The following is a 14,732-nucleotide window of genomic DNA, read 5'->3' as shown; positions in this document are numbered from 1 at the left end:
GACCACCGCCCCGCACCACGCCAGGAGGAGTCCGACGATGAGCACCACCGAGAACCCGGCCGAGGGCACCCCCGCCACCACCCCGCCCACCGGCACCGCCCACCCCGTCGGACCCGTGGACTCCTCCCGCATCCCCCGCTACGCCGGCCCCGCCACCTTCGCCCGGCTGCCCCGCATCGACCAGGTACCCGCCGCCGACGTCGCCGTCGTCGGCGTCCCCTTCGACACCGGCGTCTCCTACCGGCCCGGCGCCCGCTTCGGCGGCAACGCGATCCGCGAGGCGTCCCGGCTGCTGCGCCCCTACAACCCCGCGCAGGACGCCTCCCCCTTCGCCCTTGCCCAGGTCGCCGACGCCGGCGACATCGCCGCCAACCCCTTCGACATCCACCAGGCCGTGGAGACCGTCGAGGCCGCCGCGGACGACCTCCTCGCCACCGGCGCCCGGCTGATGACCCTCGGGGGCGACCACACCATCGCCCTGCCGCTGCTGCGCTCCGTCGCCAAGAAGCACGGCCCCGTCGCCCTGCTCCACTTCGACGCCCACCTCGACACCTGGGACACCTACTTCGGCGCCGAGTACACCCACGGCACGCCCTTCCGCCGCGCCGTCGAGGAAGGCATCCTCGACACCTCCGCCCTCTCCCACGTCGGCATCCGCGGCCCCCTCTACGGCAAGCAGGACCTCACCGACGACGAGAAGATGGGCTTCGGCATCGTCACCTCCGCCGATGTGTACCGGCGCGGCGCCGACGAGGTCGCCGACCAACTGCGCCAGCGCATCGGCGATCGCCCCCTCTACATCTCCATCGACATCGACTGCCTGGACCCGGCGCACGCCCCCGGCACCGGCACTCCCGAGGCCGGCGGCATGACCTCCCGCGAACTCCTGGAGATCCTGCGCGGCCTCGCCTCCTGCAACCTGGTCTCCGCCGACGTGGTCGAGGTGGCCCCCGCCTACGACCACGCCGAGATCACCGCCGTGGCCGCCTCCCACACCGCCTACGAGCTGACCACGATCATGGCCCGACAGATCGCGGCCTCCCGCACCACGGACGCCGGGAACACCGCGAGCTGACGCCAGGGGTGCCGCGCGCCGGCGCGCACACCGGGCCCGTCACGGGCCCGCACGCCGGCGCACGGCACCGATGACCGAACCACCCCCGCCCCCACGCCCCGGGGCGGGACGGACCACAGGGAGCGTGGCGAGAACGTGACGCACGACCACCACGGGCCGGAACTGCTGCCGACGCCCGCCCAGACCGAGGCCGCCCTCAACCCGCCCGCCGGCCGCCGCGGCGCCGATCTCGTCCTGGAAACCCTCGACTGCCTCGGCGCCACCACCGTCTTCGGCGTCCCCGGCCGCGACACCCTCGCCCTGTACGACGCCCTGCGCCGCAGCCACCTCCCCTACGTGGGCCTGCGCACCGCCGCCGGCGCCGCCTTCGCCGCCGACGCCTACGGCCGCCGCACCGGCGAGGCCGCCCCGCTGCTGCTGCCCACCGGCCCCGCCGCCCTCGCCGCGCTGCCCGCGCTCCAGGAGGCCGCCGCGGCCTCCGCCCCCGTGATCACCGTCGTCTCCCAGGTCCCCGCCGCCGGCCTCGGCGGCGCCCGCCACGGCCACCTCCACGAACTCCGCGACCAGCAGGCGTCGTTCCGCGAGGTGGTGAAGTCGGTGCACACCGCCCGCACCCCCTCGCAGATCCCCTCCGCCGTCGCCGCCGCCTGGCAGTCCGCGCTGACCGTGCCGCACGGCCCGGTCCTGGTCGAGATCCCCCACGACGTCCTCGCCGAGCCCACCGTCATCCCCGTCGTCACCAGCCTGGACGCCATGCCCGAGGACGTGGTGCCCCGCCCCGAACTCACCGCCGTCGCCGCCGAGTGGCTGTCCACCGCCGACCGCCCCGCGATCATCGCCGGCGGCGGTGTGATCCGCTCCGACGCGACCGGCAAACTCCGCGCCCTCGCCGAGAAGCTGACCGCCCCCGTCGTCACCACCGTGGGCGGCCACGGCGCCTTCCCCTGGCACCACCCCCTCTCCCTCCGGTCCCACCTCACCGCCCGCCCCGTCCTCGACCTCCTCGAAGACGCCGACGTCCTCCTGGTCGTCGGCTCCGGCCTCGGTGAACTCACCACCGGGGGAGGCGGGTTCCACCCCCGCGGCCGGATCGTCCAGATCGAGGCCGACCCCGGCAAGCTGGAGTCCAACCACCCCGCCCTCGGCATCCACGCCGACGCCCGCCTCGCCCTCGACGCCCTCCTGGACACGGTCCGCCCCCGGCCGGACGACACCGCCGCCGCTTCTGCCCAGGCTTCCGACCGCGTCCGCGAGGCCCTCGCCGCTGTCGCCCGGAGCCGTGCCGGGAACTCCGCCCCCACCTCGGAACCGGCCCTGGAGGAAGTCCTGTTGGATGCCCTCCGCGGTGCCCTGCCCGACGTCGCGCCCTCCTTCTGGGACCTGACCGTCCTCACCCGCTGGGCCTGGGCCGCCTTCGACGCCCGCCGCCCCAACACCCTGCACTCCGCGCAGGGCGCCGGCGCCCCGGGCTACGCCCTGCCCGCCGCCATCGGCGCCGCCGTGGCCGACCCCTCGTACCCGGTCCTCGCCGTCTCCGGCGACGCCGGCGCCCTCCACTCCCTCGCCGAACTGGCCACCGCCCGTCAGTACGGCCTGGACCTCACCTGGCTGATCGTCGACGACTCCGGCCACGGCTACCTCCGCCACCAGCTCGCCGAGAACTATGCCGGCCCCGTCGCCGCCGCCCCCTTGGACGCCCCCGGGCCCGACCTGGTCGCCCTCGCCGCCTCGTTCGGGGTCACGGCTGCTTCGGCCGGCCCGGAGAACCTGGGCACCGTGCTGGGGGAGGCCCTGGGCGCCGCCGGACCTTCGGTGGTGGTGCTGCGGGTGGGGGCGGGGGAGCTGGGGGTGCTGTAGGTGGGGTGGGTGGCGTCGGGTGCGGGCTCGGCCTCGTGCCTGGCCCCGAGGCTCAGCCCCGCGGGGTGTGGGGATCACGGGTCGGGCGCGGCCTGCGGCGACGCGGTCGGCGTCCCGTACGAGGGGCCACCCCCGCTTGGTGCTTGAGCGCGGGGAACATCCGGCGTGGTTGGCGCGACCGTAGCCGACGAGTGGGTCAACCCCGCGCGCATCGCGGGGAGCACTCAAATCACATGGCGCCGGATTTGCCGCCGTCGGGGCCACCCCTGCGCGTGCGGGGACCACCTCGGCCACCGCCATGTTCCGGCTGATCCAGAAGGATCACCCCCGCGCGTGCGGGGACCACGACGGTCCCCGCGGGCCCGTGTGGCGGAGCAAGGGACCACCCCCGCGCGTGCGGGGACCACCCTTCGTGACCTGCGACGTTAGTCGACCGACAGGCGCTTTTCATTGAGAACTTGAAACTCCGGCATATCGCCCACTCGATCCCCACTGCCTATCAACTACCCTCGCTGCGTCCGCGCCAGGGTGACACAGACGGTCTTGCTTCGAGGTCAGGAAGGGTGTGAACGCCTGGCCTTCAGAGCCGCGACAAATGTGGTGAAGGCGGCTACCGGGAAGGTGAGCACGGGGCCGCCGGGGTCCTTGGAATCGCGGACGGGGACGGTGCGGTGGAGGCTGACGTGCGTGGGTGCCCATTCGACGCAGGAGCCGCCGTTGTTGCTGTAGGAGGACTTGACCCAGTGGTACGTGGCGAGGTCGGAGGCCACGGGTTCCCCTTCGTGTCGGTGCGCTCGGGCTGGCGAGCGGTACGGGTACGGGCCTCACCGTGCAGGGCGCGGTGAGGCCCGTTGGGTCGTTTCGGGCTGCGGTCTGGTCTGGTGGTACTCAGGCCGAACCGAGTCCTTCGGTCTTGATGCCCGTTACGAAGGAAGAGAACGCCTGGGTGGGGAAGGCGAGAACAGGGCCGTTCGCGTTCTTGGAGTCGCGGACCGGAACGATGCCGTGGAGAGCGGCGTGTATGGGTGCCCATTCGACGCAGTACCCGCCGTTGTTGCTGTAGGAGGACTTGACCCAGCGGAGAGTAGGAGAGGGGGTGCTCACAGAGTGCCCTTTCTGAGCTGCTCGATCATGGCGACGGACTCCGCCTGAGAAGCTGACTCGGTCTGGAGCAAATGGTAGTTCCTCACCCGAGGGAGCACGGAGGACAGTTCCCGGTCCAGCTGTCCCTGGGCCTGGGACTCGACGTAGGAGACCACGGAGCGGTCGGGGAGGGTCAGTAGGCTGACTAGACGGTCGAACGGGCGTCGTGCACCCATGGAGTACGGGGCAATCTGGAACGAGGTGTGCGGCAGTCGGGCGAATCTGATCAGGTGCGCCAATTGATCCTGCATGATCTTGGGGTCATCGCCGACAGGGCGTCGGATGCAACTCTCGTCCAGAACTGCGCAGATCAGCGGTGGTGTGGTGCGATTCAGCGCATTCTGACGCCTTATCAAGTGTTCGATGCGTTCTGCGGCCTTTTCGGGGGTGATCTCCCCGCGTTCCACAGCTGCGTCGGCGAGGGCTTGCGCGTACCCCCTGGTCTGGAGCTGCCCAGGGATCACGCCCACCTCGAACAGTCGGATCTCCGAGGCGCGTTCCTCCAGGCCCAGGTACTCGGGGAAGCCCTCCAACAGGGCACCGAACTTGATTTCACGCCACTGGCGTTCGAACGATTCGCTGGTGTCCGTGAGGCCGAAATGACTGTCGACCTTTTGCACGAACCGCAAAGTAGCCATTTTCCGACCAGTTTCGGTGTGGGACAGCTGGGTCGGCGAGTAGCCGAGCTTCCGTGCCAGCTCCTTCTGCTTGAGGCCGAGATCCAGGCGCTTCTGGCGCAGGCGTGCGCCCAACGCCGCCTGAGGGCTCTCGTCCGGGTTCAGGTCCTTGATGTTCACCATGCGCGTCCGCCCAATTTATTTGCTGTCGTTCCAAGTTGAACTGATCCCTGCCGTGGTCCACGCTGAGGGCTCTTGGTAGTGAACCAGCTACGGAGAGGAAGCGCCCTGTGTTCAAAGGTGAACTAGGCGTGGGAGACCTCGCGTTCGACACTCGAAAGGGTGTTGTCGGAGTGGTTATGGACCGAATCGGGGCTCAGTACTACCTCCGCCCACCGCACGGCGGTGTCGAGTGGGAGGTGCCCCCGGACCAGGTCCGTCCGGCGCTCGCCTCGGACCGACTGCGACCCGCGGTCGCCGAGCTGAACGCCTGGAGTCGACGGAGCGCGCCATGGGGATGACCAGGCGTTTCCGTCACGTCGAGTGGACGCTGAAGCGGATGGACGCGAAGGCGTGGGCCCACGTCCAGTGCGTCTCGGCGGAACCGCGCTGCGGTGCCGTCCCGCCGGGCCGGCCGGGCGAGCGGAGTCCCGAGGACGTGTTGGCGTGGACCGAGGAACACTTTCGGGTGACGGGACATCGTCGGTATGACCGCGTGCTCTTCGACCGGGTCCAGTGGGACCCGCCCGCGGATCTCGACCCACACTCGCTCCCCGGTGTCAGCACGTGAACCGCCTTTCTGTGTCCGCACGTTCCGGCAAGGCGCCGCAACAGCCCGCCACCCGTCACTCGTGTCACGTCACTCGCATCGGCAGGGAGCCATGACCGACCGCACATCCACCGGCCCCGGGCCGGGCCTCGACCAACTCCGCGCAACCCTGGACTCCTTGGGTACTCGTCCCGGTGCCCTCACCCACCCCCGGGAACGGGAACTGGTCGGCGTGGCCGTCCCGTTGGTGTGGGGAGAGCTGAAGGCCACCGGGGCGTGGGACAAGCTCATCCCGACCGACCGGGCGGCGCTGTACTGGACCCTGGCCGTGAGCCACCACCTCCACCTCGACCTGTCTCCGATCGCCGACGACGAGGGCCGGGCCGTCAACCAACTGGTCCGGGACTGCGCGTACTTCGCCGCCCACTGCGAGCCCCGCCGGGTCCACCGTTGGCCCGAGGCCGAGGGGCGTCGCGAACAGCGCGAGGCCGCACTCCACCAGCTGGCCTGGCTCCACGACCTCCACCCCACCTGGCGCGCCGAGGTCTTCCACACCCTCCACACCGTTCCCCGCCCGACCCCCGAGCCGGACCGGAGCGCCGCCACCACCGACTCCGCACCGCACCCCGCAGCGGGCCCGGGCCGCCCGGACTGGGTCGAACCCTCCTGCGTGTGGGACGCCCTGGCCGACGCCCAACGCCGAGCCGTTCACGAGGCCCCGCCGTCGCCCGACCGCCCGGAGGGCTGGCTGGGCAGGGACGCTGCCCGACGGTTCGCCGCGCTCCCCGAAGGCTGGCAGGCCGAGGCCCTGCGTCGCATCGGCCGGGGAGACCCGGCCCGGCGCACCGTCAGCGAAGCGACCGAAGCCATGAACACCCTCCCCCGCTTCGGCATCGCCCTGCGCCCCGCACCCCCGCCCTGACCGCCCGCCCGCGGTACCCGAGTCCCCGCCCCCTGCCCCGCTGAAGCCCCGCCCGGCAGGGGGCGGCACCACCCCCGCCTCCTCCCGAAAACCGAAAGCGCCCGGTGGACCGCGCCAACGGTCCACCGGGCTCGCCGAACCAGCTTGCCTAGGAGCTGCCCGACGTATGCGTGAGCGTATCTCCCGTGCCCTCGTACGGGTGTTGGACGTCCTGCCGTTGGCCCGTCGCCGTCGCCGTCGCCGCCGTCGCCCCGGCCGTCACACCGCCGCCCACCTCGCACCCCGAGCCCCGTTGCCGCCCACCGTCATCTGCACCGCCCGCCTCCCCGTCCCGCCCCACGTCCTCGCCCGCACCGCCCCGTCCCCCTGGGGCCACCGCGTCCCGCCCTACCTCGGCGACTGGATCGCCCAACAGGAAGCCGAGTGGGCCACCGAGGACCCCGTCCCCGACCGACTCCCCGCATGACTCCCGAAGCCCTCACCGCCACCGAACCCGCCCACCACGAAGCCACCTGCTGTGCCTGTCACCGGCCGACCCTCGCGCCCCTCCCCGTCCGCGTCCCCCGACAGTCCGGCTCGGGGGCCAGGACCATAGACGCCTGCCCCCACTGCGCCCTCACCCTGACCCCCGCCCCCATCCCCGACGAACTCGACGCGGCGGGAGTCCACGGGCCGTGGACCGTTCCCGCCCCGCGCCGTCCGGAACCCGGTGGCCCGCGGGGGAGCGGCCGTCAAGGACCGCGGGATGCGTGACGTACGACTGTCCGACGGGGATCACCGCCCTGTCTCCAGTGCACTTGGGCAACGCGGAAGCCCGCTTCGCGGGTGAGGACGAGCAACTCGTCCGCTGGCTCACCGGCGGACCGAGCACCGGGGAGGGCGTCGAGGGCTCCGGCGGGGAAGTACGCGGCCCCCGCCCGTCAGCTCATCCACGGGCCGGCCACGTCGTCGGGCGGTGACAGCGCGGCGAACAGTCGGAACTTCACGAAGCGTCAGCGGTCGGAGCCGCTGGTCACACCCCTGCGAAGGCCGTAGACGGCGGCCCCGAGGGCGAGGACGGCGGTGCCGGAGACGACGGTGGCCAGGGGAAGGGCGAAGGCGAGGGCCGCGCAGCCGGCCATGCCGAGGAGGGGGACGAGCCGGTTCGGCCGGCGTTCTGCCGGGGTGAGGGTCCAGGCGGAGGCGTTGGCGACCGCGTAGTAGGCCAGCACCCCGAAGGAGGAGAAGCCGATCGCGCCACGGACATCGGTGGTCGCGGCGAGCACGGCGACCACCGCACCGACGAGCAGTTCGGCTCGGTGCGGGACACCGAACCGGGGGTGGACAGCGGCCAGCGCGTGCGGCAGGTGCCGGTCCCGGGCCATGGCCAGGGTGGTGCGGGAGACCCCGAGGATCAGCGCGAGCAGCGAACCGAGCGCGGCGACGGCGGCACCCGCGCGGACGATCGGCACCAGCCAGTCGGCGCCCGCGGTCCGGGCGACGTCCGACAACGGTGCGGTGGCGTCCGCCAACACATCCGGGCCCAGCACCCTCACGACGGCGATCGCGACGAGGACGTAGACGACGAGGGTGATGCCGAGCGCGATCGGGATGGCGCGGGGGATGGTGCGCGCCGGGTCGCGGACCTCCTCGCCGAGCGTGGCGATGCGGGCGTATCCGGCGAAAGCGAAGAACAGCAGGCCCGCCGCCTGGAGCACGCCGCCGACGGTGGCGTCCGAGCCCGTGTCCCACCGGGCGACGCCCGTGTCAGCCGAGGTCAGGGCGGTGACCACCACCGCGGCGAGCACGGCCAGGACGACCGCGACGATGACGCGGGTGAGGAGTGCGGACTTCTGCACCCCGGCGTAGTTGACCGCGGTCAGCGCCACCACGGCGGCCACCGCTACCGCGTGCGCTTGGCCCGGCCATACGTACGAGCCGACCGTCAGCGCCATCGCCGCGCAGGAGGCGGTCTTGCCGACGACGAACGCCCAGCCGGCCAGGTAGCCCCAGAAGTCGCCCAGACGCTCCCGGCCGTACACATAGGTGCCACCGGACCGGGGATAGAGGGCGGCCAGCCGCGCCGAAGACGTCGCGTTGCAGTAGGCCACGACCGCGGCCAGGGCCAGGGCGAGCAAGAGCCCGGAACCGGCGGCCCCGGCTGCCGGGCCGAGCGCGGCGAAGATCCCAGCCCCGATCATGGAACCCAGGCCGATCACCACCGCGTCGAACAGCCCCAGGCGACGCTTCATGGAGCCTTCACCCGTCGGCGCTCCCACCGTGTTCATCCCTCGCCCCTTCCCGGCACCCGTCGTCGACCTCGGCGCACGGTAGCGGAGCAAGACGTCCGGACGGGGGGCGAGAGCATCGCTGCCGGCCAGCGACCGAGGGCGCGTTTAGCCATGGGAGGCGTACGCATGGAGTACGCCTTCGCCGGACGGGCCCCGTGGAACTCATGACGGAAACCAAGTGGGGGTGTTCGGTGAGGGCCGAGGACGGTGTGCGTCGGCGAACGGGCGGGGTGCCCTCGACGGTTTTGCGGGGCCCGGCGCTCCCTCCTGGGGGCGGCGGGCCCGTCGCTCTGGCCGGGCACCCCTGCTCGTGATCTTCACATCTGTGCAGATGAAGGGGAGGGGAGGAGGCGGGTTGCCAGGAGGAAGACCCGTGAGCGATCGTTGCCCCGAGAAAGCAATTCCGACTGAGTTGGTGAGGTGAGGGATTCGCCCAGCGGATCCTCGATTCTTGGTCTCCACCCGAGCGCAGACTGTCGCGGACACGGATCCGGACTTCCCGTGGGGTCGCGCCCCCTACCCGGTCCTGGTCGCTGACGCGGCGGGCCTAGTCGTGGAGTGCAACGACGCGGCGCGGGCGCTTCTGCCCGCGGCCCGACCGTCGTGCCGCCTGGCCGACGTGGCGCCGAACTGGCTGGCCGCGGCCCACCGGGCGATCCACCCGGGCGGCCCGCTGGCCGCACGGGACTCGGACGGGCCGCTGTCCGGTGCGATCGAAGCACGCCGGTTCGAGGCGCACCCCAGCGTGCGGGACGACGGCACGGTGGCGTGGTGGCTGGTGGATGACACGGATCACCAGCTTGCCCGCGAGGCCCTGCGCATGGAGCGGGAGCGGACCGCGTTCCTCTCGACGGCGTCCAGCACTCTCCTTTCCTCACTCAACCTGGGTCGCTGCATGGACGTGACCGCGCAGCTGGCCGCAGAGAACCTGGCCGACGCGGCCCTGGTCATCGCGCCGGCCCGCGGCCGTCGGCTTCCGGTGGTGACGTGTCTACGGGGCGGCGTGCCCGTTTCCTCGCAGGAAACGGGCGACCCGGACGAGGTGCCCGGCCTCGGTGAAGCCCTGCGCGGGTTTCCGCCGGTGCCGTCCCGGTGGATCGACCCCGCTGCCGCCCCTGCCTGGATGATTCCCGAAGGCTTCGGCCCCGTCGGGGCGATGGTGATCACTCCGCTGCCCGGGCACGGCGTTCCGGCCGGTGCGCTGGTGATGCTGCGCGGTGAAGGCGGTGCCGCCTTCACCGAAGAGGAAGAGGTCTTCGCCCGCCTGTTCGCCGCGCGTTCGGGGGCGGCGATGTCGGCGGCCCGCCTGTACGCGGAGCAGACGGCCATCACCGAGGTGCTCATGCGGGAGCTGCTACCCCCGGCCCTGCAACAGATCTCCGGCGTGGACTTCGCCGGAAGCTACCGGACCTCGGCCGACCACGAACGCATAGGCGGGGACTTCTACGACGTGCACCCGGCCGCCGTGGAGGGGGAGCCCTCGCTGGTGACGCTGGGCGATGTGTGCGGAAAGGGACTGGAAGCCGCCGTCCTCACCGGCAAGATCCGCAACACCCTGCACGCCCTGCTCCCCCTGGCCGACGACCACCAGCGGATGCTCACCCTCCTCAACACCGCACTGCTCAACTCCCACCACACCCGGTTCGCGACACTGGTGCTCGCCTCCGCCGTCCGCCGGGGCCAGGAGGTCCAGGTACGGCTGACCAGCGCCGGCCATCCGAACCCGCTGGTCATCCGCGCGGACGGCACGGTCCACACCGCCGACACCCACGGAACCCTCGTCGGGGTCCTGCCGGACGTCCCCGCCCGCACCGTCGCGGTCACGCTCGCCCCCGGCGAGACCTGCATCCTCTACACCGACGGCATCACCGAGGCCAAGGGCGGCCCCCTGGGCGACGCCCTCTTCGGTGAGGAACGCCTCCGCCGCGCCCTCGCCGGATGCGCCGGGATGCCCGCCGAGGGCATCGTGGAACACGTCCAGATGCTCGTCTCCCAGTGGCTCGGCAACCGTCGCCACGACGACATGGCCGTCGTCGCGATCTCCGCGCCCCGTACCCCTCATCCAAGCGCGGTGGACGGCCCCACCGGGGGCAGGTTCACCACATGAGCACCCCCACCCCGCCCAGCGCACCCGACGGTGAGCGCGTACGGCAACTGGCCGGCGAGCTGTGGACGGCCGTGGCGGACGGCGACGAGTACACGGCCACCGGCATCGTCCTGCGTGCCCTGGACGACGGCATCGACCCCGAATCCGTCCTCCTGGACGTGATCGCCGCGGTCCAGGGCACCGTCGGCGAGGAATGGGCCGCCAACCGCATCAGCGTCGCGCAGGAGCACGCCGCGACCTCCATCAACGAACGCGCCGTCACCGCGCTCGCCCAGCACTCCGCCGCCCGCACCCCTGCCCACCGGGGACGGATCACGGTGGCCTGCGTGGACGGTGAGTGGCACGCTCTGCCCGCCCGCTTGGTGGCCGAGGTGCTGAAGCTGCGCGGCTGGGAGGTCGACTACCTCGGCGCCCCGGTTCCCTCCCCGCACCTCATCTCCCACCTGCACACCACGAAGGCCGACGCGGTCGCCCTGTCCAGTTCGATCGCCACCCGCCTGCCCACGGCGCACGCGACGATCACCGCCTGCCAGTCGGTGGGCGTTCCCGTCCTGGTCGGCGGCGCCGCGTTCGGAGCCGACGGCCGCTACGCGAAACTGCTGGGCGCCCAGGCGTGGGCCCGGGACGCCCGTTCCGCGGCCGACCGGCTCGCCGAGGCGCCACTGGCGCGCCCGCAGGCCGACCACCGGCAGACCGACGACCTGCCGCACCTGGCCGACCAGGAGTACACGATGGTCGCCCGCAGCGCTGACGCCCTGGTGCGGACCGTCTTCTCCGGACTCCAGGACGCCCGTCCCGCCCTGCTCGCCGCCGACGAGACGCAGCGCGAACGCACGGCGGAGGACCTCGCACACATCGTGGAGTTCCTCGCCACCGCCCTCTACCTCGACGAGGACGACCTCTTCACCCACTTCGTCACCTGGACCGCCCGGATCCTCCGGGCCCGAGGAGTGCCCGGACGGGCCCTTCCGCTCGCGCTGGACCTCCTCGCACACGAGCTCAGGGACTTCCCCCGGGCCTCCCGCATCCTTCGGCACGGCCTCGAAGCCCTGACCGCGGACCGCGCCACCGCTGGAACACAGGCATGACACAGCCCCCTGCCCTGTGCCTGACCACCATCGACACCGCGGACACCATTCGCATGGAGATCACCGGGGACCTCGACTACGACACAGCCGACCTCCTCCTGGACGAGGTCACCCGCGAGCTTTCAGCCCGGCCCGGCCTGAAGGAACTCCATCTGCACTGCGCCGAGATCGGCGCCGTCGACTCCATGGGCCTGTCGATCCTGTTGATGATCGGCCGCCAAGCCGCCGCAGCCGGAGTGCTTCTCCACCTGGATGACCGGCCCGCGACACTGAATCGGCTCCTCGACATCACCGGCACGCTCGACTACTTCACGGTGACGCCTCCTTCCAGCGCCGCGACGAACCCCCCGACGACCACAGAGGAAGCACAGGCGGCCCGCCCCGGTGGCCCGCCCCGGCGGACCTGACAGCGCCGTCTGAGCTCCGCCCCGTCGACCGCAGGCCGCCGACGTCTTGGCCGCCGAGGTCCCGGCCGCGCCGGTGCCTCCGCGCGCGGAGTGCGTTCTTGCCGGACTTCCTGGGACCACCCCCGCTCGTGCGGGGAACACTGCGCCATCTGCGTCATGGCGAGCAGCTTCACGGGACCACCCCCGCGCGTGCGGGGAGCACGGTTCATGCGGAGTCCTCGTCTTCGGCGGCGAGGGACCACCCCCGCGCGTGCGGGGAGCACGAGGTGAGCGTCGCTCCGCCCTTCAGCGCCTCGGGACCACCCCCGCGCGTGCGGGGAGCACACGACGTTCATGGGCCAGATCCGCGACGAGGCGGGACCACCCCCGCGCGTGCGGGGAGCACGACTCCACCTTCCTCACGTACTGGGCGACGGTGGGACCACCCCCGCGCGTGCGGGGAGCACCCTTCGTGACCTGCGACGTTAGTCGACCAGTAGGCCGTTTTCCTTGAGAACTTGAAACTCCGGCCAACTGGTCAAATCACTGCCAAGGTACCCGAAGCGGTGCAGGTCTCGCTTTCCCCCATCCAGTGCAGTCAACGCCACCCCACCCATGACCACTTGCTCTCGGGGAAACGTCCGGCCCCCAGCAGACGTTCCCCTGACCTGGGCAGGACCAGACGTTTGACCAAGCTCATCCCGTCCCACCCCACCGAGCCCCCAACTCACCTCAGGATTCCCACCACATGGCCCTCCGGGATCACCGTGGCCCCCCGGGTGGTGATCCCGGAGGCGGAGCCGGGGAGGCGGAGGGAGCCGGTGGTGCCGGTGGTGTGGAGGTCGGCACGGCCGTCGTGGTCGTGGTCGGCCAGGCGCACGGTGTCGCCGAAGGCGTCGCCGGCGGTGGCGGGGCCGGGGACGCCGGGGGTGGCGCGGTCCAGGTACTGGGCGGCGCGGCCGGTGAGGCCGGACCGCTTGCCGCGCAGCACGTGCACGGAGCCGGCGTCGGCCTTGGCGCCGAGGTCCTCGCCGGGGACGCCCACGGCGAGGTCGGCGCGGCCGTCCCGGTCGACGTCGCCGGCGGTGACGGAGGCGCCGAAGCGGTCGCCCGACTCGGGGGTGCCGCTGACGCCCGGGGTGGCCTGGTCGATGCGGCGGTGGGTGGTCGCGCCCTTCGCGCCGCCGCGCCACACGGTGACGTACCCCTTGCCGCGGTTGGCGAGCGGGGTGCCGATGGCGATGTCCCCGTAGCCGTCCCCGTCGAAGTCGGCGACGACGCCCGAGCCCATCCGGTCCTCGACGACGTCGAGGGGGATCGAGCGGCCCTGGACGAGCCCGGCGGCGCCGCCGCGGAAGAAGAGGGCGTGGCCGGTGAGGCGGCTGTTGCGGGGGACGGCGCCGAGGACGACCAGGTCCGTCGCGCGGTCCTTGGTGACCTTGCCGGCGATGAGGTTGGACGCGTAGAAGTGGCCGCGGTCGACGAGCACGGGCCGCACGGCGATCGCCCCGCGCGCGTAGGTGCCCTGGAAGACGAAGGCGTTGCTGGACTCGACGGCGGCGAGTTCCACGTCACCGTCGCCGTCGAAGTCGCCGGTGGCGAGGTCGCTCCCGAACATGTTCCACGCCTGGTACCCGGCGGAGGGCACGGAGGTGCCGCCGGCGAGGCCCCGGGGCGAGCCCCACAGGATCACGACCGCGCCGCGTCTGTCCCGGCCGTTGATCGCTTCGCCGATGGAGGAGACGGCGAGGTCGCCGTAGCCGTCGCCGTTGAAGTCGGCGGGGGAGAGGACGCCGCCGAACTCGTCGCCGGGCTCGTCGGCGCCGGGCACGCCGGGGCTGTGCTGGCCGAGGTGCACGGTGGTGCTGCCGGGGCCGCGGGAGGTGCCGTAGGTGACGGCCACCCGGCCGCCCCCGTCGTGCGGGTGGCCCACGGCGTAGTCCCGGTGGCCGTCGCCGTTGAAGTCGTCGGGGAGCACGGTGCGTGCGGCGGCCGGGGAGGCGGGCGTCGCCCGGGCCGGTGACACCAGCAGGCTGCTGGTGAGGGCGGTGACGGCGGCGGTCGCCAGGGCGAGGCGGAGGGGTGTGCGCATGGTGTCGACTCCCGGTGGTGTGGGCGGCGGACGGGACGGGCGGTGTCACCGGCCGGTGGGTTCACGGCCACGGCCACGGCCGCAGCGGCGGTGAACGCGACGGTGGCGCTGAGGCACTCAGAAGGACACCCGGAGTAGCGGGAGGGTTGTACTGCCTTTCTCCGCAGGGGGGTTGGGGCGGAGCCGGGCGCCGGCGCGGCGGTCACGGGAGCCCCGGGAGGCTCGGAACGTCACGGGTTCGGACATGGTTGCACGACACGTGCAACCGTGCGGATGGGTGAACGGTCAACAGTGCGCAAGGCCGTAGCGGGGGTGGGGGAGTCACGCCCGCGCGGAGCGCCGGCGCCGCCCGATGTGGTGGCGAGCCGGCGCACCACCACATCACCGGGATCACGAGGAAGTAGGG

At 72.5% G+C, this 14,732-nt stretch carries 13 protein-coding genes and 1 CRISPR repeat array; of the genes, 8 read left to right on the top strand and 5 right to left on the bottom strand.

Translation table 11 applies throughout. The features are described from left to right. The first annotated feature begins 37 nt into the window (after nucleotides 1-37). Nucleotides 38-1,075, top strand: coding sequence for an agmatinase (gene speB / locus ACSMX9_RS08275; protein WP_445401214.1), 1,038 nt, complete (start codon nucleotides 38-40; stop codon nucleotides 1,073-1,075). 135 nt (nucleotides 1,076-1,210) lie between these two features. Continuing rightward, nucleotides 1,211-2,932 (top strand): thiamine pyrophosphate-binding protein, encoded by a 1,722-nt coding sequence (locus ACSMX9_RS08270; RefSeq protein WP_445401213.1) that lies wholly within the window; start codon nucleotides 1,211-1,213, stop codon nucleotides 2,930-2,932. A gap of 554 nt (nucleotides 2,933-3,486) precedes the next feature. Here ACSMX9_RS08270 and ACSMX9_RS08265 read toward each other — a convergent pair. From ACSMX9_RS08265 to ACSMX9_RS08255, 3 genes are all read right to left on the bottom strand, one after another. Then, nucleotides 3,487-3,702: a DUF397 domain-containing protein gene (locus ACSMX9_RS08265; protein ID WP_445401211.1), complete on the bottom strand. Its 216-nt coding sequence runs from the start codon at nucleotides 3,700-3,702 to the stop codon at nucleotides 3,487-3,489. A 118-nt stretch (nucleotides 3,703-3,820) separates the two neighbouring features. Further along, the gene (locus tag ACSMX9_RS08260; protein ID WP_445401209.1) at nucleotides 3,821-4,036 is read right to left on the bottom strand and encodes a DUF397 domain-containing protein; all 216 of its coding nucleotides are present in this window, start codon (nucleotides 4,034-4,036) and stop codon (nucleotides 3,821-3,823) included. Beyond that, nucleotides 4,033-4,875 (bottom strand): helix-turn-helix domain-containing protein, encoded by an 843-nt coding sequence (locus ACSMX9_RS08255; protein WP_445401207.1) that lies wholly within the window; start codon nucleotides 4,873-4,875, stop codon nucleotides 4,033-4,035. Before ACSMX9_RS08255 ends, ACSMX9_RS08260 begins: the two co-directional genes overlap by 4 nt. 698 nt (nucleotides 4,876-5,573) lie before the next feature. Here ACSMX9_RS08255 and ACSMX9_RS08250 point away from each other — a divergent pair. The 3 genes from ACSMX9_RS08250 (at nucleotide 5,574) to ACSMX9_RS08240 (ending at nucleotide 7,342) form a co-directional block, all read left to right on the top strand. After that, nucleotides 5,574-6,383 carry a hypothetical protein gene (locus ACSMX9_RS08250; RefSeq protein WP_445401205.1) on the top strand — a complete coding sequence of 270 codons (810 nt, stop codon included), beginning with the start codon at nucleotides 5,574-5,576 and terminating at the stop codon, nucleotides 6,381-6,383. A gap of 166 nt (nucleotides 6,384-6,549) precedes the next feature. Continuing rightward, entirely contained in the window at nucleotides 6,550-6,849 is a 300-nt protein-coding gene (locus tag ACSMX9_RS08245) for a hypothetical protein (RefSeq protein ID WP_445401203.1), read from the top strand. A 283-nt stretch (nucleotides 6,850-7,132) separates the two neighbouring features. Further along, nucleotides 7,133-7,342, top strand: coding sequence for a hypothetical protein (locus ACSMX9_RS08240; protein WP_445401202.1), 210 nt, complete (start codon nucleotides 7,133-7,135; stop codon nucleotides 7,340-7,342). Nucleotides 7,343-7,375: 33 nt separating this feature from the next. Here the strand turns inward: ACSMX9_RS08240 and ACSMX9_RS08235 are convergent, their stop codons facing one another. Beyond that, entirely contained in the window at nucleotides 7,376-8,614 is a 1,239-nt protein-coding gene (locus ACSMX9_RS08235) for an APC family permease (RefSeq protein ID WP_445401200.1), read from the bottom strand. 592 nt (nucleotides 8,615-9,206) lie between these two features. Here ACSMX9_RS08235 and ACSMX9_RS08230 point away from each other — a divergent pair. Genes ACSMX9_RS08230 through ACSMX9_RS08220 form a run of 3 tightly spaced genes read left to right on the top strand, consistent with a single transcriptional unit; the run spans nucleotide 9,207 to nucleotide 12,255 of the window. Further along, complete coding sequence (locus ACSMX9_RS08230) at nucleotides 9,207-10,760, top strand: PP2C family protein-serine/threonine phosphatase (RefSeq protein WP_445402931.1); 1,554 nt, start codon at nucleotides 9,207-9,209, stop codon at nucleotides 10,758-10,760. After that, the gene (locus ACSMX9_RS08225) at nucleotides 10,757-11,848 is read left to right on the top strand and encodes a cobalamin B12-binding domain-containing protein (protein ID WP_445401198.1); all 1,092 of its coding nucleotides are present in this window, start codon (nucleotides 10,757-10,759) and stop codon (nucleotides 11,846-11,848) included. The genes ACSMX9_RS08230 and ACSMX9_RS08225 overlap by 4 nt, the downstream gene beginning before the upstream one ends. Further along, on the top strand, nucleotides 11,845-12,255 hold the full coding sequence (locus tag ACSMX9_RS08220) for an STAS domain-containing protein (RefSeq protein ID WP_445401196.1): 411 nt from the start codon (nucleotides 11,845-11,847) through the stop codon (nucleotides 12,253-12,255). Before ACSMX9_RS08225 ends, ACSMX9_RS08220 begins: the two co-directional genes overlap by 4 nt. Before the next feature lie 112 nt (nucleotides 12,256-12,367). After that, a CRISPR array of direct repeats spans nucleotides 12,368-12,701; the repeat unit is 29 nt; unit sequence GGGACCACCCCCGCGCGTGCGGGGAGCAC. A 260-nt stretch (nucleotides 12,702-12,961) separates the two neighbouring features. On the opposite strand, the gene ACSMX9_RS08215 is transcribed toward ACSMX9_RS08220, so the two are convergent. Beyond that, nucleotides 12,962-14,326, bottom strand: coding sequence for an FG-GAP and VCBS repeat-containing protein (locus ACSMX9_RS08215; RefSeq protein ID WP_445401194.1), 1,365 nt, complete (start codon nucleotides 14,324-14,326; stop codon nucleotides 12,962-12,964). Between the last annotated feature and the right edge of the window lie 406 nt (nucleotides 14,327-14,732).

The sequence above is a fragment of the Streptomyces sp. LE64 genome (genome assembly GCF_052606915.1).
The sequence above is the reverse complement of the archived record's forward strand: the minus strand, read 5'-3'. Positions and strand labels throughout refer to the sequence as shown.

Excerpts from the sequence above, each read along its gene's own strand:
- speB (WP_445401214.1), top strand. The coding sequence starts at position 38 with ATGAGCACCACCGAGAACCCGGCCGAGGGCACCCCCGCCACCACCCCG.
- ACSMX9_RS08255 (WP_445401207.1), bottom strand. The coding sequence starts at position 4,875 with ATGGTGAACATCAAGGACCTGAACCCGGACGAGAGCCCTCAGGCGGCG.
- ACSMX9_RS08250 (WP_445401205.1), top strand. The coding sequence starts at position 5,574 with ATGACCGACCGCACATCCACCGGCCCCGGGCCGGGCCTCGACCAACTC.
- ACSMX9_RS08245 (WP_445401203.1), top strand. The coding sequence starts at position 6,550 with ATGCGTGAGCGTATCTCCCGTGCCCTCGTACGGGTGTTGGACGTCCTG.
- ACSMX9_RS08235 (WP_445401200.1), bottom strand. The coding sequence starts at position 8,614 with ATGAAGCGTCGCCTGGGGCTGTTCGACGCGGTGGTGATCGGCCTGGGT.
- ACSMX9_RS08225 (WP_445401198.1), top strand. The coding sequence starts at position 10,757 with ATGAGCACCCCCACCCCGCCCAGCGCACCCGACGGTGAGCGCGTACGG.
- ACSMX9_RS08220 (WP_445401196.1), top strand. The coding sequence starts at position 11,845 with ATGACACAGCCCCCTGCCCTGTGCCTGACCACCATCGACACCGCGGAC.
- ACSMX9_RS08215 (WP_445401194.1), bottom strand. The coding sequence starts at position 14,326 with ATGCGCACACCCCTCCGCCTCGCCCTGGCGACCGCCGCCGTCACCGCC.